A 26,064-nucleotide genomic window follows, 5' to 3' on the forward strand; every position below is an offset into this window, starting at 1 on the left:
GCTGCGAACAACAACCTTTCAACGACGAACGGGAACGACCATGAAGGCTGTAGTCAAGACTTCCGCCGAGCGCGGTGTCGAGTACGTGACCGACCACCCGGACCCCAAGCCCGCCGACGGGCAGGTGGTCATCGAGGTGGGCGCGGCGTCGCTCTGCGGCACCGACCGCGAGGTCTACGAGTGGACGCCCTCGGCGCAGGCGTTCAACCTCGACCTGCCCGTCGCCGTCGGGCACGAGGGCGCAGGCACCGTCGTGGAGGTCGGGCCCGGCGTGACCGGACTCCGGGTCGGCGACCGCGTCGCCCTGGAGAGCCACCTGATCTGCGGGCAGTGCTTCCCTTGCCGGACCGGCGACGCGCACACCTGCGAACGCACCCGCATCATCGGCATGCACATCGACGGGGTGTTCGCTGAGTACATGGCTGCGCCGCAGGACATCTGCGTCAAGCTGCCCGACCACGCCTCCCTCGAGGTCGGCGCCCTCCTCGAAGCCGCAGGTGTCGCCGTCCACGCGATCCAGCGGTCCGGCTACGCCGTGGCCGGGCGGGCTGTGCTGGTCAGCGGCGGCGGCCCGGTCGGTCTCGTCGTCGCCCACCTCGCCCGACTGATGGGCGCCGCCCACGTGATCGTCGTCGAGCCCAACCCCTACCGCCGCGCGCAGGCCGAGAAGATCGGCGCTCTGGCGATGCCCCCCGGCGACGAGGTGGTCGAGCGGTGCCGTGAGCTGACCGGCCGGCGCGGCGGCTTCGACGTCGCCTTCGAATGCTCGGGTGCCCAAAGTGCACTGCCGTCGGTGTTCGAGGCCCTGCGCCGCGAGTCGACACTCGTGACCGTCGGGCACCCGAGCCGACCCGCAGAGATCAACATCGCGGCCTACATCAACAAGAAGGGCATCACCCTGCGCGGGATCTTCGGCCGGCGCCTCTGGGAGACCTGGGAGCAGACCATGCTGCTGCTGGACTCCGGCCGGCTCGACCTCGAGTGGCTGATCACCCACCGCATGCCGCTCAGCCAGGTCGACGAAGCAGTCGACCTCCTCACCGGGGAGGCCTGCAAAGTGCTGCTGGTGCCCAACCTGCACTGACCCACGACGGCAGACGTGGAACCACCCCTCGTAGGGCGGCAATGCCGCTGGTCTGCGCTTGGGTGATCCACCTCTCGATGGTCCGCGTTGACCACGGTCGGCGCCTCGGGGACCAGACCGTCGAGCACCTCGAGCACTTCGGGCGGGTTGGTCCACATGACCGGGATCGCATTGGCCGACGAGTACGTTTCGGGGTCGTCGACGATGGCCTTGATGTCGTTGTAGCTGACCATGTACGCGTTCAGGGCCAGCGCGAACGTCGGCGGGCTCTCCCGCGCGGGACCACGTGTGAAACAGGTGCGCCGCCGTGCGGGACGCGTCCACCATCGGGCTCGAGGCCTCAGCGGCCGTCGCGGCCCTTGCCCCACTGGCCAGCTACGCACGAGGTCCTGACCCATGCCCACGAGCACGGCTGTCATCCGCGTGCCCCGGATGTCGCCTCCTAACCCGAGCCGACTGGGCGAGCCTGCGCCTCACCGCGGTGTCTTTGACGTGTCCCTCGAGGACCGGGCTCTGTTCACGCCTCAGACACGCGCGGCTACTTGCTGGCGATGTGAGCCGCGGGGCGGCGCCTGGGCAGCTGCCTGGTGTAGTCAGACGGGCAGCTGCCCGGGCATGAGACCGTCCAGTTCCGCCTTGATCTGCACGGCGAGGAAGGTCGAGTGGAGCCGGGCGTCGATCAGCGAGCCGCCCATGACCCAGAAGCCGGGCTGGGCGGTGCGCATCCACATGTTGCGCATGGCGCCATGGTCGTCGAAGCCCCAGATCGGGCCGACGCGGTCGGCGATCTCGTCGCCGAGCAGGCGGCGGACGCCCTCCTGGAGGTTGTCGTAGCCGGTAGCGAGGACGACGAGATCGGCCTCGACGGTGGTCCCGTCGGCGAATCGGAGGCCCTCGGGCTCGAACCTGTCGATGTCACGGGCGTGGCGCAACGCGATCTCGCCGTCGGCGATGAGGTCGGAGCAGCCGACGTTGATGTAGTAGCCACCGCCCTTGCGCAGGTACTTCATGTGGAAGCCGGTGCCGTCGGGCTCGTAGTCGGTCTCGAAACCGACGGCGTGCAGCTTGTCGAGGAGATCCTTGTCCAGCTCGCAGGTTCGCTTGGTCAGCCACTGGTAGGTGTCGCGCAGGACCGGGTACGGGATCGCCGCGGTGATGAGGTCGATGTCGTCGTTGGACGGGCCCTCGGAGTAGAGGGCGTAGACCATCGTCCCGCTGGGCACGAGGCTGACCACGCAGGTGGGGCTGCGCTGGATGATCGTGACCTCGGCGGCGCCGTTGGCGTGCAGGTCCTGGGCGACGTCGTGGCCGCTGTTGCCGGTGCCGAAGACGATGGCCTTCTTCTCGGTGTAGGAGGTGCCACTGCCGAAGGCGCTGGAGTGCAGGACCTCGCCTCGGAAGTCGGCGAGCCCGGGAAGCTGCGGCATGTTGGGGACACCGCTGCTGCCACCGGTGGCGAGGACGAGGTGCGGGCAGTGGATGGTGCGCTCGGTGCCGTCGGCGCGGGTGAGCGTGGCGGTCCAGGTGCGGGTCGTCTCGTCGTAGTCGCCACTGGAGAACGAGGTGCCGGTCCAGACGTTGAGCTCCATGAACTCGGCGTACGCCTCGAGCCAGCCGGCGAGCTTGTCCTTCGGGACGAAAGTCGGCCAGTTCGGGGGGAAGGGCATGTAGGGCATGGAGTTGGCCCACACCTCGTTGTGCAGGGTGAGTGAGTGGTAGCGCTGCCGCCAGTTGTCGCCGATGCGGTCGTTGCGCTCGACGACGAGTACGTCGACGCCCATGAGCCCGAGCCGGGCGGCGAGGATCAGTCCGGACTGTCCGCCGCCGACGATGAGCACCTCGGGATCGCGGTCGGTGTAGGCCTGGCGCTTGGTTCGCTGGTCGAGCCAGTTGTCGCCGCTGAAGCTCTCGGAGAACTCGACGCCGGTCGGACGGTGTTCGCCGATCGCCTGTGGGGCGTTCGCGAGCTCCTGCAGGGTGGTGAGCAGGATCCAGGCCTTGGGGGCGCCGGGGGCGTCGGGGTCGTAGGGGAGCCGGACGAACCCGGTGCCGCGGCCGGCCTCGGTGTCGAAGTCGAAGTAGGCCTCGATGACCTTGCGGGCGGAGCGCTTCACGAGCCGCGGGGGGGTGCGGTCCTGTGCGATGCGGGCATTGCGGGGGCGCACGTCGTCCAGGGTGAGCTTGAGACCGCGCTCGATCTCGGCCGTGCCGCTGAAGGTTCGGTACGCCCACGTGAAGGCGACGATGTCCTTCCAGTAGCCGTCGGGCTCGACGAGGGCCGAGATCGCGGTCGGGTCCTGGCTCGCCCACCCGGTGTTCAGCGCGTCGAGCCACTCGGTGGCGACGGCGGCGAGCTGGTCGGGATCAGACATGAGAGGTCCTTCGGTGAGGTGAGAGGTGGGTGGGGACGGTCAGGGCCGTGCGGCTCTGCGCTCTCGGGCGCGGGTGAGCACGGGACCGTCGTCGACGAGCACGTGGCAGGCGCCGGCGAGGGTCGGGACTGCGTCGAGGCCGGCCGCGTTCCAGCGCCCGTCGCCGCGAGCGGCGGGGCCGTACGGGACGGACTCGTTGATCCGGAGGAAGAAGGTCAGCGTCGTCAGCTCGGTCAGGCTGAGCAGGAGCGACACCACGTGTGTGCAGCCCGCGGGGCCGCGCAGGCGGTCGAGGACCGCGCTGCGCCACCCGGAGGCGAGCGAGGCCCCGACGAGCTCGTCGCAGGTCGGGAGGATGAACGGACACTGGGGGTACGGGTGGGTGAGCGCCTCGACCGTCAGCCGGCTGAGCCGCAGATCAGGTGCGGTGATCTCGCCGGTCACCAGGAAGTCGTGGATGGTCGCGGTCTCGGACGGCGGCTCGTGGTTCCCACCGACCGAGGAGTCGGTCAGCCGCGCCTCGAATGCGAAGGCGCCGTCGCCCAGCGGGACGACCTCGAGTGAGCGGTCGCGCCGGGCGGTGCGCCCGCCCGTGGTCACCGGCTCCCCAGCAGGTCCGCGCCGACGGTCCGGACGAGGCCGTCCCGGGTGACTCGCCAGCCGTGCGCCTCCCGGTCCCACGTGGTCGATCCGGGACCGGCGGCGCGCAGCTTGTACTTCTCCACCTTCGCGGTGGGCGTGCGCGGGAAGTCCTGCACGATGTCGAGGTAGCGCGGCACCATGAAGTAGGGCATCTTCTCGGCGCAGTAGCGCAGGAGCTCCTCGGGCTCGACGTCCATGCCGTCCCGCAGAGTGACCAGCACCCACACGTCGTCCTCGCCGACGTCGGCCGCCGCGGCGACGGCGATCGCCTCGGACACAGCGGGATGCCCCGTCACGAGCGTCTCCACCTCGAAGGAGGAGATGTTCTCGCCGCGGCGGCGCAGGGAGTCGGTCGCGCGGTCCTCGAAGTAGAACCAGCCATCGGCGTCCATCCGGCCCCGGTCGCCGGAGTGCAGCCAGAGGTTCCGCCAGGCCTCGACGGTCCGCTCGGGCATCCCGATGTAGCCCGAGCCGACCAGGTACGGGCGTCGGGGCCGGATCACGAGTTCACCCGGCTCACCGACCGGGACCTCGTTGTCGTGTTCGTCGACGACCCGGACCTCGTAGTACGGGCTCTGCCTCCCGCACGAGCCGGGCCGGTAGTCGTCGTCGACCCCGCGGAAGATCGGCAGGCCGACCTCGGTGGAGCCGTAGACCGTGGTCATCCGACAGCCGAAGCGGCGCTCCATCTCCTCGTGGATGTCGGCCGGGTCGGGCACGGCGTAGATCGTGCGGATGCTGCTCTGCGTGTCGTCCGGGCGCGGCGGCTTCGACAGCAGCATGTTGCACACACCGCCGACGGCCACGAAGTTCGTGACGCCGTGGCGGGTGACCTCGTCGAGGAAGGTGCTGATGCTCAGGCGAGGCAGCAGGCGCATCCGGCCGCCGCAGACCAGGGTTGCGATGGTGAGGAACTTCGCTCCCACGTGGAAGAACGGCAGGAAGTTGAGCAGGACGTCGTCGGAGCGCAGGCCGTTGATGTCCGCGTACATCGTCCCGTAGGCCGCCAGGTAGTGGTGGCTGAGCAGCACACCCTTCGACGGGCCGGTGGTTCCGGAGGTGAAGATGATCCCGGCGGTGCTGTCGTGGTCTACGTCGAGACCGGGATCGGTCTCGACGTCCGCAGCCAGTAGCACGGCGAAGTCCCGGGAGGCCGCGCCGATGATCGGGGACGGGCGCCCCCGGACGTAGAGGTGCTCCAGCCGGGGGATCGAGGGGGCGATCTGCACGATCCGCTCGGCGTACGCGGCGTCCGCGACGCAGACGGTTGCAGTGCTGCTCGTCAGCTGGTGGTGGAGCATCTCCCCCAGGTAGGCGGTGTTGATCGGGATCTCGACCGCACCGACCTTGGCCAGGGCGAACCAGAGGGTCAGATAGTCCGGCGAGGTGTCCATCAGGACGGCGACGTGCGTGCCCGGGGTGACGCCCTCGTGCTGGAGTCTGCGGGCCATCCGGTTGACCGCGGCGTTGAACTCGCCGAAGGTCGTGGTGTCGTCGGCCCACGAGAAGAACGTTCCGTCGGGGCTGTCGGCCGCCCGCCGTTCGAGCAGCCGGACCACGGTGAGGTCACGGGGCGGGATCGTGTCGAGGTAGCCGTCAGGCATGGCCGCTACTCCTGGAGTTCTGAAGCGCTCGGGGGCCGAGCGTGGGATGACCGTCGCGCCAGTCACGGATCGCGATCAGGGCTTCGGGGTGGACGAGGCTCTCGCGGGCGGCGACCTCGTCCGGGTGGGCGCCGCCGAGCAGGCGCTTCACCGGTGTCTCGAGTTTCTTGCCCGAGAGGGTCCGGGGCAACGCGTCGAGCGCGACGATCTCGTCCGGGACATGCCGGGGCGACATCTGGGAGTGGAGTCGACCGGCGATCTCGGACCGCAGCTGGTCGTCGACCGTGGTGCCGGGCTGCGCCACCACGAACAGGACGAGGGTTCCTGCACCGCCCTCGGTGTCCTCGAGGTGGACGACCAGGCTGTCCGCGATGCCCGGGACGTCCTCGACGACGGTGTAGAAGTCCGAGGTCCCGAGCCGGACACCGCCGCGGTTGAGTGTCGAGTCCGACCGGCCGCTGATCACGCATCCTCCGTCGGGGTGGATGGTGATCCAGTCGCCGTGTGCCCAGACGCCGGGGAACCGTTCGAAGTAGGCGGCGCGCAGCCGCGACCCGTCTACGTCCCCCCAGAGGCCGACCGGCATCGAGGGCATCGGGACGGTCAGGACGAGCTCACCGGGCGCGTCGACGACGGGGCGCCCGGCGTCGTCGAACGCTTCGACGCGGCAGCCCAGCATGGGCCCGGGGATCTCGCCCGCCCTGACCGGGAGCAGCGGGGAGGCCCCGACGAAGGCGGAGCACACGTCGGTCCCTCCGGACGCGGAGTTCAGCAGAACGTCCGGGCCGAACCGGTCGTGCACCCAGCGGTATCCCTCGGCGGGCAACGGGGATCCGGTGGATCCGATGCCGCGCAGCGTGCTCAGGTCGTGCGCGGCCGTCGGGTCCTGCCCGGCCGCCCGGCAGCTCATGAGGAACGACGCCGACGCGCCGAAGTACGTCACCCGCTCCCGTGCCGCCATCGCCCAGAGCGCGTCGGGGCCGGGCCAGGCGGGATTGCCGTCGAAGCAGACCACCGCGGCGCCGTGCAGCAGCGCGGAGACCGCGTAGTTCCACATCATCCAGCCGGTGGTGGAGTACCAGAAGAACCGGTCTCCAGGGCCGACGTCGTTGTGCAGACCGAGTGCCTTGTGGTGTTCGAGCAGGATGCCGCCGTGCCCGTGCACGATCGCTTTCGGCAGCCCGGTGGTCCCGGAGCTGAAGAGGACGTAGAGCGGGTGCTCGAAGGGGAGCTGGGCGAACTCGAGCGGGGCGGTGGCGGCGAGTAGCTCGGTCCAGCCGGTCGTGCCCGCGGGGACGGCGTCGACGAGGTAGGGGACCGTGACCGTGGTCGCCAGCGAGGGCAGCGCCTGGCGGACGGCCGCCACCTCGGCCCGGCGGTCGATCTCCTTGGCGCCGTAGCGGTACCCGTCGACGGCGATCAGCACGACGGGTTCCACCTGGCCGAGGCGGTCGACCACGGCGCGGGTGCCGAACTCGGGTGGGCAGCTGACCCAGATGGCGCCGAGGGAGGCCGTGGCGAGGAACGCGACGATCGCCTCGGGGATGTGCGGCAGGTACCCGGCGACGCGGTCACCAGGGCCGACGCCGAGCCGGACCAGGCCGGCTCGGCACCGGGCGACCTGGTCACGCAGCTCGTCGAAGGACAGCTCCACCCGGTCCCGGGTCTGAGAGATCCCGATGAGCGCGGTACCGGTCCAGCGCTCCCGCAGGGCGTGCTGGGGGTAGGAGAGCGCGGCCTCGGGGAGCCAGCGCGTACCCGGCATGGTCGGGTCGGCGAGAATCTCGCCGGGCACGTCGACGCCGAGGTCGAAGAAGTCGATCACTGCGCGCCAGAAGGCGTCGGGGGAGTCGACCGACCAGCGCCACAGTTCGTCGTAGGTGCCCTTGCCGACGGTGCGCAGGAACGTGCCCATCCGTGAGGCCTCGGCCCCGTCGGCCGGGACCGGGCGGAGGACCTCCCGGCGGGGCATCGTGGCGGTCATGCGACGGCTCCGTCCCGGTGCATGGTGGTGATCTCGGCGTCGGTGCGGCCGAGCTCGCGCAAGATCTCGTCGGTGTGGGCGCCGAGGTCCGGCGGGGCCGCCGGGGTCGGCGCCGGGGTGCGCGAGAGGCGCGGGGCAGGCGCTGGCTGACGCACACCCGCGAGGTCGAGGTAGCCCGCGCGTTCGCACTGGTGCGGGTGCTCGGTCGCCTCGGCGAAGGTCAGTACGGGGGTCACGCAGGCGTCGCTTCCGGCGAAGACCTGCTCCCAGTGCGACCGCGCGGCGGAGGCGAAGCGTTCGGTCAGGGTGTGCGCGAGGCGCTCCCGGGTGGCAGGGTCGTCGCGCGAGTACTCGGCGGGCTCGAGGGCCAGGCGCGTCAGCAGTTCGACATAGAACTGCGGCTCGATCGCGCCCACGGCGACGTACCCGCCGTCGGCACACCGGTAGGTGCGGTACCAGGGTGTGCCGCCGTCGAGGACGTTGGTCCCGCGGTCGTGCCAGCGGTCGGTGGCGAGCATGCCCAGGGTCGCGGCGGTCAGCGAGCCGGCGCCGTCGACGATCGCGCCGTCGACGACCTGGCCCTTCCCGGACGTCACCCGCTCGAACAGCGCGGCCAGCACGCCCATGACCAGGAAGGTCCCGCCGCCCGCGTAGTCGCCGAGCAGGTTCAGCGGGACGGGCGGCGGCCGGTCCGGGTCGCCCATCGCGTGCAGTGCCCCGGTGAGCCCGATGTAGTTGATGTCGTGACCGGCCCTGCGGGCGAGCGGGCCGCTCTGGCCCCAGCCGGTCATGCGCGCGTAGACGAGGCGGGGGTTGAGCTCCAGGAGCCGCTCGGGCCCGAGGCCCAGCCGCTCGGCGGCGCCCGGCCGCATGCCCTCGATGAGGACGTCGGCGGCGGTCAGCAGCTCGTCGAGCACGGCGCGGGAGTCGGGGCGCTTGAGGTCGAGTCGGATGCTGCGCTGGCCGCGGCGCCGCGGGTCGCGGTCGGCAGGGACGGAGGTCGTCATGTCCGCGGTGCGGTCGACCACCACCACGTCCGCGCCGAGGTCGGCGAGCAGCATCGCCGCGTAGGGGCCGGGGCCGAGCGAAGCGAGGTGCACCACCCGGACGCCCGCCAACGGGCCGCTCACGAGGTCGCCCGACCTTCGGTGAACGCTCGAAAGCCCGCCAGCGCGTCGGCCGACCGGTAACCCTCCGCAGCGACCTCGTCCTCCCACGCGAAGGCCTCGGCGAGGGGGAGGTGCTGGCCCTCGTAGACGAGCTGCTTGGTGCGCTGGACCGCCCACGGGCTGTACCCGGCGATCGTCCGCGCCCAGTCCAGGGCGGTGTCCAGCACGGCGGCATCGTCGACGACGGCCTGCGCGAGGCCGAAGCTCGCGGCCTCCTCGCCGCTGACGTACTTGGACAGCAGCAGCAGCTCGAGGGCCTTGCTCGTGCCGATCAGCCGGCTGAGCCGCTGGCTCTGCTGGGCACCCTGGACCGCGCCGCGGCGCAGGCCGGACGGGCCGATCACGGCGCCGCGTCCGACCACGCGCAGGTCGCAGGCCAGGGCGAGGGCGAAACCGCCGCCCACCGCGTAGCCGGTGATCGCGGCGATGAACGGCTTCCAGATCGGCCAGGGCCTCGGGATGGGGGGTACGCCGCCGCCCTCCGGGCCGAAGGCGTCCACCTTGTGGTAACCGTCGATGTCGCCGCCCGAGGAGAAGGCCTTGTCCCCGGCGCCGCGGATCACGGCGACGCGGATGTCGTCGTCCTGCTCCACGCGCTCGTACGCCGCCCGGAGCCCGTCGCGCATGGGGGCGTCGACGGCGTTGCGCTTGGCGGGGTTGTCCAGGGTGATCGTCGCGATGTGGTCCGCGACCTGCAGATCGATGCGACCCACGGTGGTCTCCTTGTATCTGTGGTCAACCGGGCACGGGTCAGACCGGCACGGGGCCGGCGCGCTGGACGCGGCTGAGCAGGGGCCGGCCGAGCAGCTCTTCGGCGAGGGCACCCGCCGCGAGCAACCCGGACAGGTCGATGCCGGTCCGCACCCCCATCCGTTCCAGCACGGCGGCCAGGTCCTCGGTGGTCACGTTGCCGCTCTCGCCCACGAACCCCTGCTCGACGGCGGCGGGCTCGCCCCCGATCCCGCCGAGGCTGGCGTCGACGGTCGCGGCGCCGGCGTCGATCGCGGCGAGGGTGTTGGCGATCCCGCAGCCGCGGTTGTCGTGGAAGTGCGCCACGAACTCGACGTCGGGGAAGGCCCGGACGGCCTCGGTGAACAGCTCGTGGACTGTGCGCGGGTCGGCCATCCCGGTGGTGTCGCCGAACATGATCGACCGGATGCCCAGCGAGTGGCCCCACTCGACCAGGGCCAGGACGTCCTCGCGCTCGACGCGGCCCTGGATCGGGCAGCCGTAGGCCGTGGCCACCCCGAGCAGCGGCGCGATCCCGGCGTCGCCCAGAACGTCGACCATCTCGGCGACGGCCCGCTTGTGGGTGGGGTGGTCGCGGCGCAGGTTGGCGAGGTTGTGCGGTTCGCTCGCGGAGATCGGGAACCCGCAGCGGTCGATCGGCCGCCCGAGCCGGTGGGCCTCGACGACCCGGTGGGCGCCCTTGACGTTGACCGTGAGCACCCGGACGGTGACGTCCGCCGGGACGGCCCCGAGCACCTGCTCGGCGTCCGCGAACTGCGGGACCACGTGCGCGGGGACGAACGAGGTCACGTCGATCTCGGGGATCCCGGCGGCGGCGACCGCCTGCAGCATGCGGATCTTGTCGGCCGTCTCGAGCACGGTCGGCCAGCCCTGGATCCCGTCGCGCAGCCAGGCCTCGCACACCGCGACGTCGCGCGCGGTCACAGGACGGCCACCGGGTTGACCGGGCTGCCGACCCCGCCGACCAGCGGCAGCGGCGCGATCACCAGCAGGAACTCGGACCGCCCGGTCGCTGCGAGGGCCTCGAGGTCCACGAGCTCCATCAGGTGGATGCCACGGTTGCGGATCAGCTCGACGTGCAGCGGGGCGGCGTCGGCGGGATCGGCGGAGGGTCCCGCCTCGACGGCGATGTTGTCCGCCCCGACCAGCACGAACCCCTGCTCGTCGATCCACTCCGCGCACTCGGGATCCAGCCCGGCCCAGCGGGCCTCGGTGGCCTCCCCGCTGCGCCACCGGGCGAGCCAGCCGCTGCGGACGAGCAGTGCGTCGCCCTCCTCCGGGCGGCAGCCGGTGGCGGCGACTGCGGAGGTGAGCTCGGCCAGGCTGATGGCGTGCCCGTCGTGGTCCGACGGCCCTCCGGGCCCGGCGAGGTCGACGAGGATCCCTCGGGTGACGATCGGGCCCACTCGGTCGATGGCGCAGCGTCGCGCACCATGGCTGGTGACGTGGTCCGCCGAGTGGCCGTTCCACATGCGGTGGTCCTGCCAGACGTGGGCGAGCGCGTCGAGGTGGGTGTTGCCGTGGGTGGAGAGCACGACGCAGTCGTCGGCGAAGCCGAAGCCCTTCTCGGTGAGCCCGGCGGCGTAGTCGCCGCCGTCCCGGACCATGAAGTGCTGCAACGGCTGCCGCCGCCCGGCGATCGGTCCCTTCCCCGCCTGCAGCGGGACCGCCAGCGGGATGGACCGGCCCTCGCGGACCGTCGCGATCCCGCGCATGGCCGCGGCCGGACTGAGCCGGTTGAGCGCGCCGCGCTCGTCCTCGGCGCCCCAGCGGCCCCAGGCCGCAGGTCGGTGTTCGGCGAGGGTCACGACTCCACCTGCCAGGCCGGGCGTCGCTTCTCGACGAAGGCGGCCATGCCCTCGCGGGCGTCGCCGAGGCCGAGGTTGACGGTCAGCGACGCCTCCAGCATGCGCAGCCGGGCGTCGACGTCGTTGTTCAGCACGGAGTAGAACGTGGTCCGGCCCAGCGACACGGCCTGCGGGGCGGCGAGCGCGAGCTCGTCCACCAGCTCGGCGACGGCCTTGTCCAGGGTGTCGTGCGGGACGACGTCGCTCACCACGCCGAGCCGCCGACCCTCGGCGGCGTCGATCCGCCTGCCGGTCAGCATGAGCCGCAGCGCATCCTTGGGCGGCATCGACTGCAGCAGCGGGACGGTGATCATGTAGGGCCACAGGCCGACCCCGGCTTCGGGAACACCGAAGACCGCGTTCTCACTCGCCACGAGGAAATCACAGGCCGCGGCCAGGCCGAAGCCGCCCGCGAGCGCGTAGCCCTGCACCCGCGCGATGGTCGGCTTGCCCAACTCCCACAGGTCCCGGAGGACGCCGGCCAGGCCTGCGCGGCCGCGGTGGGCGGCGAGCTCGTCGCCGTCCTCGCCCATCTGCCGCAGGTCGCCGCCGGCGCAGAAGGCCTTGTCGCCTGCGCCCGCCAGGACGACGGCGCGCACGGCCGGATCAGTCCTCGCCTCGGACAGGCCGGCGCGCAGCTGGACGAACACCTCGTTCGACAGGGCGTTGCGCTGCTCGGGCCGGTTGATCGTCAAGCGGAGGGCCCTGCCCTCGCGCTCCCGTGTGACGACGCTCTCGCTCATCTCGTCCTTCCCGGGTCGGTGGCCGCCGTGGGTCCGACCGCGTCCCCGCACAGTATTAACGACCCTGTTTACGCACAACCCTTCGGCGCGAAATCGCTGATCGACTACCGTGTGAGGTGTCTCGCCGCTCGCTCGAAGAAGTTCGGGGTGGACGAGATTAACGAACCCGTTTACGCTCGCTCCCGCCTGCTAGCGTCGGCCGGCGACGAAGGGACCGTGATGAGCGACATAGGCCGACGACGGGCCGCCAGGGCTGCGGCGGACGATCCCGCCTACACCCGGCGCCTCGCGGACATCCGTGAGGCGGCGGTCCGGGTCTTCCGGGCGAAGGGCCTGCGGGTCGCATCGCTGAACGACGTCGCCGAGGAGCTGGGCACGTCTCGCGCGTCCTTGTACTACTACGTGGGCAGCAAGGAGGAACTCTTCCGAGACGTCGTCTCGGAGGCGGTCACGGCCAACATCGAGGCCGCCGAGAAGGTCCTCGCTCAGCCCCTGCCCGCCAGTCGCAAGCTGGCCCGCCTGATCGAGCTGCTCATGGCCTCGTTCGAGCGCCACTACCCCTATCTCTACGTCTTCGTGCAGGAGGACTTCAGCAAGCTCGGCGGGGACGCCGAGACCGCGAGCGAACCGTGGGACGCCACGATCCGCGAGTGGAACCAACGCTACTTCGACCTGGTCAAACAGGTCGTCTCCGAGGGAATCGCCGCCGGTGACCTGCGCACGTCACTGCCCGCCGGCGTCGTCGCCAACTGCGTGATCGGGATGATGAACTCGTCGCACGTGTGGTTCCGGCCCAACGGCCTGATGGACGCCACCGAGCTCGGCGAGGGCATGGCCCGGATGCTGCTGGCCGGGCTCGAGCCCGCGACCGGCGACTGAGCGCAGCGCGTCCCTCTCCATCGCACCCGGCCGCGTCCGCGGCCCGATCTTCGAGGGACCACCGTGTTCGAGCTCGACCTGTCCGACACCCAACGCGACCTTGTCGGCGCGATCCGCTCCGTCTGCGCCGGCTACGACGACGACTACTGGTCGCGCCACGACCAGGAGCACCTCTTCCCGGACGACTTCTTCGACGCGATGGTCAAGGTCGGTGTGGTCGGGATGATGGCCGAACCCGAATACGGCGGCGGGGGGTCGACGGTCGAGGACGCCGCGCTCGCACTCCAGGAGATCGCCGCGAGCGGCGCGGGCATCAACGGTTGCTCCACTGTGCACCTGTCGATGTTCGGCTTCCACCCCGTCACCAAGTGGGGCAGCCCGGAGCTGCGCGAGAAGTACCTGCCGCGCATCTCCTCCGGCGAGATCCACGTGTCGTTCAGCGTCACCGAGCCCGACGCGGGCTCGGACACCACGCGCATCACCACCAAGGCCGTGCCGACGGACGACGGCTGGCTGCTGCGCGGGCGCAAGGTGTGGATGACGAAGGGCCTCCAGTCCTCCGCCGCGCTCGTGCTCGCCCGCACGAAGGCGATCGGGGAAACCGCGCGACCGGTCGACGGGCTGTCGCTGTTCGTGGCCGACCTCGATCCGTCCTACGTCGACATCAAGGCGATCTCCAAGATGGGTCGCAACGCCGTCGCCAGCTGTGAGGTCGTCTTCGACGATCTGCCGATCCCTCGCGAGAACCTGGTCGGGGAGGAGGGGCGCGGGTTCTACAACCTGCTCGACGGGCTCAACCCCGAGCGCATCCTGGTCGCCGCCGAGGCGGTCGGGTTGGGCATCGCGGCGCTGCGCCGGGGGACCGACTACGCGCGGGAGCGGGTGGTGTTCGGCAGGCCGATCGGTCAGAACCAGGGAATCGCCCACCCCCTCGCCGACGCCTACATGCAGCTGCAGGCCGCGGCGAACATGGTGCGGGTCGCCGCCCGGCTCTACGACAGTGGAAAGCCCTGCGGGACGGAGGCCAACACCGCGAAGTTCCTCGCCGCCCGCGCCGCCTTCTTCGCCGCGGATCGGGCGCTGCAGAACCACGGTGGGATGGGTTACGCGACCGAGTACCACGTCGAGCGCTACTTCCGGGAGGCCCGGATGCTCCGGATCACCCCGGTCACGGAGGAACAGATCTTCAACTACGTAGCCGAGCGTGCGCTGAAGCTGCCCAAGTCGTACTGACAAGCCGACACCCCCGCCACCCCGAACCCACACTGGAGGAAACAACGATGTCGAGCTCCGAAGGCCGCCTGTTCATCGGCGGGGACTGGGTCCCCTCCGGCGGGGACCAGTGGATCACCGCCTTCAACCCGCACACGGAGGAGGAGTCGGGCAGGGTCACGGCCGCGGTGCGGTCGGACATCGACGCGGCCGTGGCTGCCGCGCGCACCGCATTCGACTCCGGTCCCTGGCCGCGGATGAGCGTCGGAGAGCGCGCGGCGGTGCTGCATGGGGCTGCCGAGTACCTGCGTGCCGGGACCGACGAGATCGCCGGGATCATCACGTCGGAGATGGGGTCGCCGATCGCCCAGTCGATCGGTGTCCAGGTGCCCCGGGCGTACCAGATCTGGGAGTACTTCGCAGCCCTTGCCGAGGACTACCCCTGGCGGCTGCGGCGCCCCTCCTACGACGCCGTCAACGCCTCCCTCGAGCTGCTCATCGAGCGCGAGCCGGTCGGTGTCGTCGCGGCGATCGTGCCCTGGAACGGTCCGCAGATCGTGGCCGCGATGAAGCTCGCGCCCGCCCTGATCGCCGGATGCACCGCGGTGCTCAAGCCTTCCGAAGAGGCCTGCCTGAGCTTCGAGTACCTGGCAGAGGCCTTCCGGAAGGCCGGCCTGCCGGAGGGTGTGCTCAACATCGTCCCGGCGGACCGCGAGGTCAGCGAGTACCTCGTCTCCCACCCCGGCGTGGACAAGGTGTCGCTGACCGGAAGCACCGCAGCGGGCAAGCGCGTCGGCGCGATCTGCGCCGAGGCCGTCAAGCGCTGCACCCTTGAGCTCGGCGGCAAGGGCGCTGCGATCCTCCTGGAGGACGTCGTGCTCGCGGACGCGATGCCCGCCCTGACCCCGCCCATGGCCTTCATCAACGGGCAGGCCTGCAACGCCCCGTCCCGGCTGCTCGTCCCCGCCTCCCGCTACGACGAGGCCACGGAGGCGATCGTCGAGACGCTGCGGTCGTTGCCCTTCGGCGACCCCAACGACCCGAACACCTTCATCGGGCCGCTCGCTTCACGCCGCCAGCGCGACCGGGTCGCGTCCTACTTGGAGCTCGGCAAGTCGGAGGGGGCGAAGGCCGCGATCGGCGGCGGACGCCCCGCCGACCGGCCCACGGGCTGGTACATCGAGCCGACCATCTTCACCAACGTCGACAACTCGATGCGGATCGCGCAGGAAGAGATCTTCGGCCCGGTCTACTGCGTCATCCCCTACACCGACGTCGACGACGCGATCCGCATCGCGAACGACTCGCCGTACGGGCTCGAGGGCAGCGTCTGGACCGCCGACCCGGACCGGGGCGTCGAGGTCGCGCGCCGGATGCTGTCCGGCACCGTCGGCGTGAACTCCCACAACATGGACATGGCCGGGCCCTTCGGCGGCTTCCGGCAGTCCGGCCTGGGGCGTGAGTGCGGTCCCGAGGGCATCTCGGACTACACCGAGCTCAAGTGCATCATGCCGCCCATCGGCGCCGGCCGGTCCTGACCCACGAGAACGAAGGAGACCACCATGCCAGGACGGGTTGAGGGCAAGATCGCGCTGATCACCGGCGCGGCCCGCGGGCAGGGCCGCAGCCATGCGGTCCGGCTCGCCGAGGAGGGCGCGGACATCATCGCGATCGACGCGCTCGTCGACTACGACAGCGTCGGCTATGCCATGGCGACAGAGGCCGACCTCGCCCAGACCGTGAAGGACGTCGAGGCGCTCGACCGCCGGATCGTCTCGCGCGTTGCCGACGTCCGTGACCGCGAGGCGTTGGCCGCGGCGGTGAGCGCAGGCGTCGACGAGCTCGGCGGACTCGACGTCGTGAGTGTCAACGCGGGCATCTGCACCGTGCAGTCCTGGGACAACGTCACGCCCGCCATCTGGCAGGACACCATCGACGTCTGTCTCACCGGTGCCTGGAACACCGTCGTCGCCGCACTCCCGCACCTGATCGCCCGGGGCTCCGGCTCGATCGTCCTCACGAGCTCCACGGCCGGGATCAAGGGGCAGCCGTTCCTCACGCCCTACGTCGCCGCCAAGCACGGTGTCGTCGGCATCATGAAGTCGCTCGCCAACGAGCTGGCACAGAAGAGTATCCGCGTCAACACGGTGCACCCCACCGGCGTCAACACCCCGTTGCTGGAAGGACTCGGCGGGATGGACGAGCTCATCGGGCTCGACCCGTCGACCGGTGGCATCTTCGTCAACTCGCTGCCGATCGAGTTCGTCGAGCCGCGCGACATCAGCAACGCGGTCCTGTTCCTCGCCTCGGACGAGGCGCAGTACGTGACCGGGCTGGAGATGACCGTCGATGCCGGGTGCACCAACCGCTGACCCACCGCACGTGAACGACCCGCGGCCCCTGCGCTCCGCAGCGGCCGCGGCCCCATCAGGCAGGCCGAATGCACGGAGAGGTGCAAGGGACGATGACGTCGAACGGCACACCACACACCCGGAACTCACTGTCGAGGATCGTGATCGCGAGCACCGCGGGCTCGGCGATCGAGTGGTACGACTTCTTCATCTACGGGACCGCGGCAGCACTGGTCTTCAACACCCTGTTCTTCCCGTCGGCCGATCCGCTGACGGGCACGCTGCTCGCCTTCGCCACCTTCGGCGTCGGGTTCGTGGCGCGCCCGGTCGGCGGGATGATCTTCGGGCACTTCGGGGACCGGGTCGGGCGGAAGAAGGCGCTGGTCGTCGGCCTGTTCCTGATGGGGACCGCCACGACGCTCATCGGCCTGCTGCCGACCTACGGCGCCATCGGCGCCGCAGCGCCGGTGCTGCTCGTCCTGCTGCGGCTGCTCCAGGGCATCGCGGTGGGCGGACAGTTCGGGGGAGCGGTCCTGGTCGGCACCGAGAACGCGGCGCACGGACGCCGGGGGCTCTACGGCAGCTTCGCGCAGCTCGGCGTCCCGCTGGGGCTGATCCTCTCCAGCGCGGTCTTCCTGGTCGCCACCTCGGCCACCACGCCCGAGCAGTTCGCCGCGTGGGGCTGGCGAATCCCGTTCCTGCTGAGCTTCACCCTCATCGGCGTCGCGATGTTCGCGCAACTGCGGCTGGAGGAGACCGCGGCGATGCAGCAGGCAGAGCGCACCACCGCGCCGGTGCCGACCCGCTCCCCGGTCCTCGAGGTGCTCCGCAGACACCCGAAGAACGTACTGCTCGGGGCCGGCACGCTCATCCTGCTGGCCGTCGGCTTCTACATCTTCGGCACCTACGTCCTGTCCTACGGCACCACCGTCCTGGGAATGAGCCGCAACTCGGTCCTGGCCGCCGTGATCGCCGGTGCCGTCCTGCAGGCGATCGCCATCCCGCTCTTCGCGATCCTGTCCGACCGGATCGGACGCAAGAAGGTCTACCTCGGCGGCGTCGCGGGCCTCGCGGTATGGGTGTTCCCGGCCTTCCTGCTGATCAACACGACCGACGTCCTTCTCGTGGGGCTGGCGGTCGTGGTCGCCCAGGTCCTGGTCGCCGCGCTGCAAGGGCCGCTGCCGGCCTTCATGCACGAGCTCTTCCCGCTGCAGGTCCGCTACTCGGGCGTCTCGCTGGGCTACCAGCTGGGATCCCTGATCGGCGGAGGCTTCACCCCCATCGTCGCCACCGCGCTGTACGCAGAGTTCGGCTCCTTCGTGCCGGTCGCGGTGCTGGTGGTGGTCGCGGCGGTGCTGACGGGCGCCAGCATCCTGGTGCTGACCGAGAACCGGGCCGGATCGGACGGCCCGGCGCCGTCCCTGGCCCCCGAGGCCGACGCCGGTCCGGTCGTCGCCTGATCGGGTCCGGGAACCGAAGGGAGGCATCGTGTCGGGATGGGTCGAGGGTCGCGTCGTCGTCGTGACGGGCGCCGGGAGCGGGCTCGGGCGCAGCCACGCCCTCGCCCTGGCGGAGGCGGGAGCGACGGTCGTGGTCAACGACGTGGTCCCCGCCCCTGACGGGACCTCCCGGGCCGAGGTGGTGGCCGCCGAGATCCGTGACCGCGGGGGAGCGGCCACGGCGTTCACCACGTCGGTGAACTCGTGGGCGGGAGCCGAGGACCTGGTCGAGCACGCGGTCACCGAGCACGGCCGGGTCGACGCGGTGGTGGCCAACGCGGGCGTCCTGCTCGACGCCATGGTCGGCAACATGTCCGAGGAGATCTGGCGGGAGGTCGTGGACGTCAACCTCACCGGCACCTTCACCGTCGCCCGGGCGGCCTGGCCGCACATGGTGCGTCAGGGCTTCGGCAGGCTGGTCCTCACGACGTCGGCGTCGGGGATGTTCGGGAACCGGGGCCACGCCAACTACGGCGCCTCGAAGGCCGGGGTGTTCGGGCTGGCCCGGATGCTCGCGGTCGAGGGCGCCGAGCACGGGATCGCGGCCAACGCGGTGGCGCCCCTGGCTCTGACCCCCATGAGCGGGGACACGTCGGGGAGCCGCACCAGTGCGGCGAGCCAGCTCGGCGACCTGTTCGCGCAGATGGCACCCGGGGACGTGTCGCCGCTGGTCGTCTGGCTGTGCAGCCCGGAGTGCGAGACGACCGGGCAGGCGTTCTCCGCGGGCGGCGGCCGGATCGCGCGGATCTTCGTCGGCGAGTCGCGCGGCTGGGTCGGCGGCCGGGCCCCGGACGTCGAGCGGATCCGCCACAACTGGGCCGCCGTCTGCGCCACGGAGGGATTCCACGAACCCGTCGGGATGGTCGACGAGCTGGCGATCTACGCACGGGAGCTGCGGGCCGGGAAGTCCTGACCGCCGTTTACGTCAGCGTTGATGATTGACGCTTGCGTTGATAGCTTCGGACGGCATCACCTCGTCGATGAGGAGGAACCGTGGGAGTGCTCGAAGGCAAGGTCGCGCTGGTCACCGGGGCTGCGCGGGGCCAAGGACGCAGTCATGCGATACGGCTGGCCGAGGAGGGCGCGGACATCATCGCCCTCGACATCTGCGCGCAGATCCCGTCGGTGGAGATCCCGATGGCGACCGAGGAGGACCTCGACGAAACGGTCCGGTTGGTCGAGGCGCTGGACCGGCGGATCGTGGCCCGTGTGGCGGACGTCCGGGACGGCGTCGCGGTGCGGGAGGTCGTTCAGGCCGGGGTCGCCGAGCTGGGGCGGCTGGACATCGTGTGTGCCAACGCCGGCGTGTACGCGTTGACGCTCGACGAGCCGACCGATCCGATCGAGCGGCGGCAGTTCTGGCAGGACACCATCGACGTCAACCTGACCGGGGTGTGGAACACCGTCGACGCCGCGGCGCCGGTCATGATCGAGGCGGGCAACGGCGGGGCGATCGTAGTGACCGCCTCCACGGCGGCGTCGAAGTCGGCGGCGAACCGCAGCCTGGCGATGGACGCCTACACCGCGGCCAAGCACGGGGTGGTCGGCCTGATGCGCAACTTCGCGGTCGACCTCGCGCCGCACAGCATCCGGGTGAACACGGTGCACCCGACCGGCGTGCACACCCCGATGGTGGAGAACGCGGTGGTCGAGCGGTACATGGCGGAGAACTCGGGATTTGCGAAGCTGGTGCTGAACTCGCTGCCGGTCGACGCCGTCGACCCGGTCGACATCAGCAACGCCATCGTCTACCTGGCCTCGGACGCCGGGCGCTACGTGACCGGTGTCCAGCTGCCGGTCGACGCGGGCTTCCTGGTCAAGTGAGGAGGACCGGGTGCGGGCGGATCGCCCGCACCCGGTCGTCTCACTCCGCTGCGGGCACTCCCGGATGGGAGGGGGCGGCGGCGGCGATGTCGAGTGCGCGGAGGACGGCGACGCGTCCCGCGCCGAGGCGGACGGCGTTGGCGAGGTGCAGTCGGACGCCGGGCAGGTACCGGTGGGTCGGCGTGGCGTCGCAGGCCATCGCGATCAGCTCCTTGAGCCGGCTGCGAACGGTCCCGCTGCGCCAGGGTAGGGCGCAGTAGGCGAAGAACGCCTGGTAGGCGTCGGGAGAATGCTCGAGCAGGGCGTCCAGGAAGCCCGGGACCTCGCGGTCGAAGTCCGCCCAGTAGGGGTCCTCGCCCTGCAGGCGGGATCGCAGCCCGGCCCGATCCTCGTCGACAGGAGCAGCCGGCGTCCCGCGCTCGCGCAGGATCGCCGAGAGGCGCCGGGTTCCTTCCATCAGGGTGTGGACTCCGAGGGCTGACACCAGGACGAGGGTCTCCTGGACCTGCTCGGGTGCCGCGCCCTCGTCGAGCGCTCGGCGGGTGGCGTCCTCGATGCCGGCGGGGTCGAGAGTGCAGACCGAGGCGTGCACGGCCAGTCGGATCAGTGCAGCCGAGAGGCCGTCGAGGTCGGGTCCGTCGGGAGCCGGTTCCAGGAGCGTCTCCGCGGCCTCGCGCACCTCGGCGACGGTGACGAGCGTGGGCCGCGGCAGTCGAGTCGTCACGAGGTGCTCCCCACTTTGGCCGGCGGTGCCGCCGGCGCCGCGACGCGGGCCCGGAGCTCGTTCTTGTTGATCTTGGTGGCGGATCGGGGCCACTCGTCCGTGGTCAGGAAGTGGAAGGCCCGGGGCACCTTGTAGCGGGCGATGCGGCCCGTGCAGAAGTCCAGGAGCTCGGCCTCGGTGACCGTGTGCCCGGCCTTCACCTCGATGAACGCCACCGGTACCTCGTCGAGCCGGGGGTCCGGGCGGCCCACCACCTCCACCCACTCCACGGCGGGGTGCCGCGCGACGAAGGACTCGATCTCGACGGCGGCGACGTTCTCCCCGCCGACCTTGAGCATGTCCTTGAGCCTGCCGTGGAAGGCGACCTGGCCCTCGGGGGTGAAGCTGTAGAGGTCGCCGGTGTGCAGCCAGCCGTCCGCGTCGAGCGCCTCGACGGTCTTCTCCGGGGCGCGGTAGTACCCCTCCATCACGGAGTAGCCGCGCAGCAGGATCTCGCCGATCACCCCGGGTCCGACGTCGGCCCCGGACTCCACGTCGATGATCCGGATCTCCATGCCGGGGCAGGCCTTGCCCTGCGCGCGGGACCTCAGGTCGACGTCGTCCTCCCGGTCGCTGACCGCGTAGATCCCGGCGGCCTCGGTCATCCCGCAGGCGGCCACGAGCTCGCAGCCGGGCAGCAGCGCCTGCACGCGCTCGAGCAGCACGCTGGGGCCGATCAGCAGCAGTGAGCGCAGTGCCGACAGTGCTGCCGGGTCGAACTCCGGGTGGTCGAGCAGCGGCTGGACGAGTGCCGGGAACCAGGGGAACGCGACCGTCACCCGCTCGCGGACGAGCAGCTCGAGCGCGCGGGGGGGGTCGAAATGGACGTCGGTCACGAAGGTGCCGGCGGACCCGATGACCCCGAGGAACGGGGAGAGGGTGCCGATGTGGAACAGCGGGCCGGGGGACCAGGTCACGTCGTGGTCGCCGATGCCGAAGCGGTGGCGCGCCCGTTCGACGGGGCCGCGGGTCATGGCCTCGTGGGTGAGCACGCAGCCCTTGGGGTTGGCGGTGGTGCCCGAGGTGTACATGATCGCGCCGACGTCGCGGAGCCGGACCCGGGCGCGCAGCACGTCCACCTGCGCGGGATCCGCGTCCTCGGCGAAGGCGTCGAACCGCGAGCGGGGGAGGAAGCCGGGGCTGGACTCGCCGGCGAGCAGCGCGGCGGCGCGCAGCCGTGGCGCCTCCGGCAGGTCGAGGGCGGTGGGATCGACGGCGTCGGCCAGCGAGGGCAACCCCTCGCGCAGGGCCCCGGCAAGGTCGCTGTGTTGGCCCTCGGCCGCCGTGGTCAGCAGCACGACGACGTCCCCGTCGTCGATCACATGGCCGAGCTCCGCGGCCCGGTGGCGGGCGTTGAGCGGCACGACCACCGCGCCGATCAGACTCACCCCGAAGAACGCCTCGACGTACTCGACCCCGTTGGGGGCCAGCAGCGCCACGTGCTCACCAGGCCGGACCCCGAGACCGAGCAGACCACGGGCGACGCGGTGCGCCCCGGCCAGCAGGTCGGCGTAGCTGACCCGCGCGGTCGGGAACACGAGCGCGGCCCGGTCGGGGTGTTCGGTGGCGGCGCGGACGAGCAGGTCGGCGATGGGGGAAGCCTCCGTCCACCGCGCGGTGCGGTCGGCCGACGCTCTCATGGGTCCTCCTGAACAGTCACACGCCGTCGTACGGCTGCACGAATTGTGGTCATTCTTCCATTAGCGCGGCGGCCGGGGAACATTTCCGGCAAACGCGGTGGTATCGTCCGCGACATGGCTTCTCCCACCCGGCGTCCACCGGAGTCCGCGGCGGGCAGCGGGTTGTCGAAGCGCCGGCGCAGCGCGCAGATCGAGGGCAGCGCCACCTACCAGGCCAAGCGCAACGAGCTGTTGCAGATCGCCGGGGACGTCTTCAAGGAGAAGGGGTTCGAGGCGGCCACCCTCAACGACATCGCCGCCCGCTTCGGCACCGACCGCGCCGCGATCTACTACTACTTCGCGGGCAAGGACGAGATCTTCCAGGAGGTCTTCCAGGCCACGGCCAAGAAGGTCCTCGACGAGAACCTCGCCGAGGCCGTCCGGATCTCCGGGCTGGACATCAGCGCGCACGACAAGCTCCGCATGTTGATCAGGCTGCAGATCACGTCGTACGAGGCGAACTACCCGTACGTCTACGTCTACATCCAGGAGGACATGGGCAAGGTCGCCTATCAGTCCACGCCGTGGGCGAAGGAGATGGTCCGCAAGACCCGACGTTTCGAGGGAATCGTCACGGACATCATCGCGGAGGGCATCAAGAATGGCGAGTTCCGGTCGGACCTGTCCGTTCCTCTGGTGGCTCGCACCCTTTTCGGAATGGTGAACTGGACGCACCGCTGGTTCAAGCCGGGGGACCGGAAGTACACCGCCGAGCAGACCGTCGACACGTTCTCGGCGATCTTCTTCGACGGGCTGCGCCACCAGGACTGAGCGGCGCAGCCCGGCCGAGGTCATCGCGGACTCACCGCCCGGTCCACATCGGCTTGCGCTTCTCGGCGAACGCGGCGAGGCCTTCGAGCTGGTCCTTCGTGCCCGCGTAGGCCTCGATGGGCTCGTAGCGGGTGCCGAGCGCCTGCTCCAACGACATGTCGAGGCCCCGCAGCGCCGCGTCCTTCGCGGCCTGAACGGCCAGCGGCGCGCAGGCCATGATCTTCGCGGCCCAGCGGTCCGCCGCGGCGGCGAGCTCGTCGACCGGGACGACCTCGTTGACCAGGCCGTACTGCTCGGCCTTGGGGGCGGGGAGCCGGTCGCCGGTGAGGATCATGCCCATCGCGACGTGGTGGGGCAGCCTGCGTACGGCGCGGTGCAGGATCCCGGACTCGCCGATGATCCCGGCCTTGACCTCCGGGATGAAGAACTGGGCGTCGTCGGCCGCGACGATCACGTCCGCGCACATCGCCAGCTCGAAGCCGCCGCCGATGACGTAGCCGTGCACGGCGGCGATCAGGGGCTTGCGCAGGACGTAGCGGGGCCCGCCGACACCGGTCAGGCCGCCGCCCAGGGCCATCCGCCCGTCGCGGTCGGTGCCGCCGGAGACGTCCGCGCCCGCGCAGAACGCCTTGCCGGGGGTGGCGTCGAGAACGGCCACCCAGACGTCGGGGTCCGCGTCGATCTCGGTCCAGGCGGCGAGCAACGCGTCGTCCATGGCGGGGGAGATGGCGTTGAGCGCCTTGGGGTTGTCGAGCGTGACCCGGGCGACGTGGCCGTCCTTGGTGAACCCGATGCTCATGTGCGTTCCTCCGGTGTTGTGCGGAACTCGGCGATGGCCGTCTTGAAGCCGACCTCGCCGATCCATTCGCGCAGCTGCAGCACCGACGGGGACAAGTGCAGCAGCGCGTCCATCTCGGGCACCTGGGCGGCGGCGGTGCGCACGCCCATGGCGTCCATCGTGCGGTTGATCGAGAGCTTCTTGATGCGCAGGACATCGGACGGGATCTTCGCCATCCGCGCGGCCAGTCCCTCGACGGTGGCCTGGACCCGATCTGCGGGTACCGCCTGGTTCGCCCAGCCCCACTCGACGGCGGTGCGGCCGTCGATCGCGTTCCCCGGCAGGAAGGCGAGCTCCTTGGCGCGCTTCGGCCCGACCAGCGGGGCCCACAGCGGGGCGATGTAGCCGCCGCCGAGGGGAAGTGCGGGTTCGCCGATGCGGGCGTCCTCGGCGACGATCGTGAGGTCGCAGAACACGCACAGCTGCGTCGCGCCGGCGATGCAGTACCCGTGCACGGCCGCGATCACCGGCTTCGGGTGGTCCCAGATCGCCAGGTAGCGGTTCACGTTGCGCGCCAGGCGCTCCCGGTCGGCGACGGGGTCGGCGGCCTTCGGCTTGCCGACCTGGTCGACGTCGTAGCCGGCGCAGAACCCCCTGCCCTCGCCGCGGATCCCGACCACGGGCCCGCCGGCGTCGGCCAGCCGGGCCAGTGCGTCGGAGAACTCGTCGAGCATGGCGTCGGACAGGGCGTTGGCCTTGTCCGGCCGGGCGAGCACGATCCAGGAGATCGGGCCCGCATGCTCGACGCGGATGTCGCGGTACGTGGGCAGGTCGCGCTGAGCCGACGGTTCGCTCGCGAGCTCGCTCACGCGCGGCCGATCGGGATCTGCTGCTTGACGTGAAAGTCCACGACTCCGGAGGCGCGCAGCTCGCGACGGGCGAACCGCCACTCGCCGTCGACCTTGACCAGCTCGTCGTGGTACTGGCCGAAGAAGTGTCCGTCCGGGCGGTCCTTCGTGTACTTGTGCCAGGCGTAGAGCACCGAACGCACAGTGGCCGTGCTCAAGTCGGCGCCGAAGTCCACGACGATGTTCGAGACGTGGTGGCTGGTGGCGGCGAAGAAGCTGCCGATGCCCGAGAGCGTCTCTCGATAGGCGGCTCGCCCTTCGGCGCCGAAGTTCGGCCCGTACGCCACGTAGCAGTCCTCGGTGAACAGCGCCGCGATCTCGTCGGGGTGGTTCATGTCGAGGTGGAATGCGTAGTCGAACAGCAGGCGGTGGACCTTCTCGGTCTCGACCAGTTCGGCGACGAGCGCGTCGCCCGACTTCTGGGCGGTCGGCTTCTGCGTGGTCGTCATAGGGGACCCTCCGGATCTCGTGCGGGAGGGGCGACGGGTCGTCCGGGGGACGCCGCGTGGCCGCACCTCCCTGTGCGCGGTCGGCAGCCACCGTATCTACAGCAATGTAAACGCGCAATCGTCGGCGGGCGCCGGACCTCGTGCCCTCGACCGCCTGGGTGATCACCGGTTACGAAGGCGTTGACAGTTTACGTCGGTGTAGATACCTTCCGTCCTGTCGCCGAGCGACGAGGCAGAACCTCGAAGGGGAGGAGCCGCATGATCGAGCTCGAGACGGTGACCGGGGACCACGGTCGGCTCCGGCAGGTCTACGGGTGCTTCCCCAGCGGTGTCACCGCCGTCTGTGCGTTGGACGACGGCGTGCCCGTGGGCATGGCCGCCAGCAGCTTCACGTGCGTGTCGTTGGAGCCGGCCCTGGTGTCGGTCTGCGTCCAGAACACCTCGACCACCTGGCCGCGGCTGCGCGGTCTCCCGCGTATGGGGATCAGCGTGCTGAGCCAGGACCAGCACGGTGCCGCCGGGCAGCTCGCGGCCAAGGACGGAGACCGCTTCGCCGGCCTCGAGTGGACCGAGGCCCCGCAGGGGGGCCTGCTGATCCATGGTGCGATCGCCTGGCTGGACTGTTCCGTGCACGCGGAGGTTCCGGCGGGCGACCACGCCGTGGTGCTGCTGGCCGTGCACGGGATGCGTGCCGAGCCGGGTGCGGCTCCGCTGGTGTTCCACGGCAGCCGGTTCCGACAGCTCGTGGAGGTCTGA

24 protein-coding genes are annotated in these 26,064 nt (G+C 70.9%); 10 read left to right on the forward strand and 14 right to left on the reverse strand.

Annotated elements, in window-relative coordinates:
• The first annotated feature begins 40 nt into the window (after nt 1-40).
• Nucleotides 41-1,084 carry an alcohol dehydrogenase catalytic domain-containing protein gene (locus AB0B41_RS06285; RefSeq protein WP_358199593.1) on the forward strand — a complete coding sequence of 348 codons (1,044 nt, stop codon included), beginning with the start codon at nt 41-43 and terminating at the stop codon, nt 1,082-1,084.
• 593 nt (nt 1,085-1,677) lie between these two features.
• Here the strand turns inward: AB0B41_RS06285 and AB0B41_RS06290 are convergent.
• From AB0B41_RS06290 to AB0B41_RS06330, 9 genes are read right to left on the reverse strand one after another with little or no spacing between them, the layout of a single operon-like run.
• A complete protein-coding gene (locus AB0B41_RS06290; RefSeq protein WP_358199595.1) occupies nt 1,678-3,456 on the reverse strand; it encodes an NAD(P)/FAD-dependent oxidoreductase in 1,779 nt (592 codons plus the stop codon).
• 39 nt (nt 3,457-3,495) lie between these two features.
• On the reverse strand, nt 3,496-4,056 hold the full coding sequence (locus AB0B41_RS06295; protein WP_358199597.1) for a DUF2889 domain-containing protein: 561 nt from the start codon (nt 4,054-4,056) through the stop codon (nt 3,496-3,498).
• On the reverse strand, nt 4,053-5,702 hold the full coding sequence (locus AB0B41_RS06300; RefSeq protein ID WP_358199599.1) for an AMP-binding protein: 1,650 nt from the start codon (nt 5,700-5,702) through the stop codon (nt 4,053-4,055). The genes AB0B41_RS06295 and AB0B41_RS06300 overlap by 4 nt, the downstream gene beginning before the upstream one ends.
• A complete protein-coding gene (locus AB0B41_RS06305; protein WP_358199602.1) occupies nt 5,695-7,686 on the reverse strand; it encodes an acetoacetate--CoA ligase in 1,992 nt (663 codons plus the stop codon). Before AB0B41_RS06305 ends, AB0B41_RS06300 begins: the two co-directional genes overlap by 8 nt.
• A complete protein-coding gene (locus AB0B41_RS06310) occupies nt 7,683-8,816 on the reverse strand; it encodes a CaiB/BaiF CoA-transferase family protein (protein ID WP_358199604.1) in 1,134 nt (377 codons plus the stop codon). The genes AB0B41_RS06305 and AB0B41_RS06310 overlap by 4 nt, the downstream gene beginning before the upstream one ends.
• Nucleotides 8,813-9,568, reverse strand: coding sequence for an enoyl-CoA hydratase/isomerase family protein (locus AB0B41_RS06315; protein WP_358199606.1), 756 nt, complete (start codon nt 9,566-9,568; stop codon nt 8,813-8,815). Before AB0B41_RS06315 ends, AB0B41_RS06310 begins: the two co-directional genes overlap by 4 nt.
• Before the next feature lie 37 nt (nt 9,569-9,605).
• A complete protein-coding gene (locus AB0B41_RS06320) occupies nt 9,606-10,529 on the reverse strand; it encodes a hydroxymethylglutaryl-CoA lyase (protein WP_358199608.1) in 924 nt (307 codons plus the stop codon).
• Nucleotides 10,526-11,413: a cyclase family protein gene (locus AB0B41_RS06325; RefSeq protein WP_358199610.1), complete on the reverse strand. Its 888-nt coding sequence runs from the start codon at nt 11,411-11,413 to the stop codon at nt 10,526-10,528. The genes AB0B41_RS06320 and AB0B41_RS06325 overlap by 4 nt, the downstream gene beginning before the upstream one ends.
• Nucleotides 11,410-12,195: an enoyl-CoA hydratase-related protein gene (locus tag AB0B41_RS06330; protein WP_358199611.1), complete on the reverse strand. Its 786-nt coding sequence runs from the start codon at nt 12,193-12,195 to the stop codon at nt 11,410-11,412. The genes AB0B41_RS06325 and AB0B41_RS06330 overlap by 4 nt, the downstream gene beginning before the upstream one ends.
• Before the next feature lie 219 nt (nt 12,196-12,414).
• Between AB0B41_RS06330 and AB0B41_RS06335 the strand changes: the two genes are divergently transcribed.
• The 7 genes from AB0B41_RS06335 (at nt 12,415) to AB0B41_RS06365 (ending at nt 19,960) form a co-directional block, all read left to right on the forward strand.
• Nucleotides 12,415-13,074, forward strand: a complete 660-nt coding sequence (locus AB0B41_RS06335) for a TetR/AcrR family transcriptional regulator (protein ID WP_358199613.1) — start codon at nt 12,415-12,417, stop codon at nt 13,072-13,074.
• Between the two features lie 63 nt (nt 13,075-13,137).
• Nucleotides 13,138-14,307: an acyl-CoA dehydrogenase family protein gene (locus tag AB0B41_RS06340; protein WP_358199615.1), complete on the forward strand. Its 1,170-nt coding sequence runs from the start codon at nt 13,138-13,140 to the stop codon at nt 14,305-14,307.
• Between the two features lie 47 nt (nt 14,308-14,354).
• Nucleotides 14,355-15,824: an aldehyde dehydrogenase gene (locus AB0B41_RS06345; RefSeq protein WP_358199617.1), complete on the forward strand. Its 1,470-nt coding sequence runs from the start codon at nt 14,355-14,357 to the stop codon at nt 15,822-15,824.
• A gap of 24 nt (nt 15,825-15,848) precedes the next feature.
• Nucleotides 15,849-16,658: a mycofactocin-coupled SDR family oxidoreductase gene (locus AB0B41_RS06350; RefSeq protein WP_358199619.1), complete on the forward strand. Its 810-nt coding sequence runs from the start codon at nt 15,849-15,851 to the stop codon at nt 16,656-16,658.
• A 140-nt stretch (nt 16,659-16,798) separates the two neighbouring features.
• Nucleotides 16,799-18,097 carry an MFS transporter gene (locus tag AB0B41_RS06355; RefSeq protein ID WP_358199620.1) on the forward strand — a complete coding sequence of 433 codons (1,299 nt, stop codon included), beginning with the start codon at nt 16,799-16,801 and terminating at the stop codon, nt 18,095-18,097.
• Between the two features lie 28 nt (nt 18,098-18,125).
• Nucleotides 18,126-19,049, forward strand: coding sequence for an SDR family NAD(P)-dependent oxidoreductase (locus AB0B41_RS06360; RefSeq protein ID WP_358199622.1), 924 nt, complete (start codon nt 18,126-18,128; stop codon nt 19,047-19,049).
• An 80-nt stretch (nt 19,050-19,129) separates the two neighbouring features.
• A complete protein-coding gene (locus tag AB0B41_RS06365) occupies nt 19,130-19,960 on the forward strand; it encodes a mycofactocin-coupled SDR family oxidoreductase (RefSeq protein WP_358199625.1) in 831 nt (276 codons plus the stop codon).
• Between the two features lie 40 nt (nt 19,961-20,000).
• On the opposite strand, the gene AB0B41_RS06370 is transcribed toward AB0B41_RS06365, so the two are convergent.
• On the reverse strand, nt 20,001-20,684 hold the full coding sequence (locus tag AB0B41_RS06370; RefSeq protein WP_358199627.1) for a carboxymuconolactone decarboxylase family protein: 684 nt from the start codon (nt 20,682-20,684) through the stop codon (nt 20,001-20,003).
• Nucleotides 20,681-22,363 (reverse strand): class I adenylate-forming enzyme family protein, encoded by a 1,683-nt coding sequence (locus AB0B41_RS06375; RefSeq protein WP_358199629.1) that lies wholly within the window; start codon nt 22,361-22,363, stop codon nt 20,681-20,683. The genes AB0B41_RS06370 and AB0B41_RS06375 overlap by 4 nt, the downstream gene beginning before the upstream one ends.
• Before the next feature lie 114 nt (nt 22,364-22,477).
• Between AB0B41_RS06375 and AB0B41_RS06380 the strand changes: the two genes are divergently transcribed.
• On the forward strand, nt 22,478-23,173 hold the full coding sequence (locus tag AB0B41_RS06380) for a TetR/AcrR family transcriptional regulator (RefSeq protein WP_358199631.1): 696 nt from the start codon (nt 22,478-22,480) through the stop codon (nt 23,171-23,173).
• A gap of 31 nt (nt 23,174-23,204) precedes the next feature.
• On the opposite strand, the gene AB0B41_RS06385 is transcribed toward AB0B41_RS06380, so the two are convergent.
• Genes AB0B41_RS06385 through AB0B41_RS06395 form a run of 3 tightly spaced genes read right to left on the reverse strand, consistent with a single transcriptional unit; the run spans nt 23,205 to nt 25,308 of the window.
• Nucleotides 23,205-23,972, reverse strand: coding sequence for an enoyl-CoA hydratase-related protein (locus tag AB0B41_RS06385; protein WP_358199633.1), 768 nt, complete (start codon nt 23,970-23,972; stop codon nt 23,205-23,207).
• A complete protein-coding gene (locus tag AB0B41_RS06390) occupies nt 23,969-24,820 on the reverse strand; it encodes an enoyl-CoA hydratase-related protein (RefSeq protein WP_358199635.1) in 852 nt (283 codons plus the stop codon). The genes AB0B41_RS06385 and AB0B41_RS06390 overlap by 4 nt, the downstream gene beginning before the upstream one ends.
• Nucleotides 24,817-25,308, reverse strand: coding sequence for a nuclear transport factor 2 family protein (locus AB0B41_RS06395; protein ID WP_358199638.1), 492 nt, complete (start codon nt 25,306-25,308; stop codon nt 24,817-24,819). The genes AB0B41_RS06390 and AB0B41_RS06395 overlap by 4 nt, the downstream gene beginning before the upstream one ends.
• 258 nt (nt 25,309-25,566) lie before the next feature.
• Here AB0B41_RS06395 and AB0B41_RS06400 point away from each other — a divergent pair, with 258 nt between their 5' ends.
• On the forward strand, nt 25,567-26,064 hold the full coding sequence (locus AB0B41_RS06400; protein ID WP_358199640.1) for a flavin reductase family protein: 498 nt from the start codon (nt 25,567-25,569) through the stop codon (nt 26,062-26,064).

Origin of the sequence: Pseudonocardia sp. NPDC049154, assembly GCF_040648315.1 — a bacterium.
Lineage (GTDB): Bacteria > Actinomycetota > Actinomycetes > Mycobacteriales > Pseudonocardiaceae > Pseudonocardia.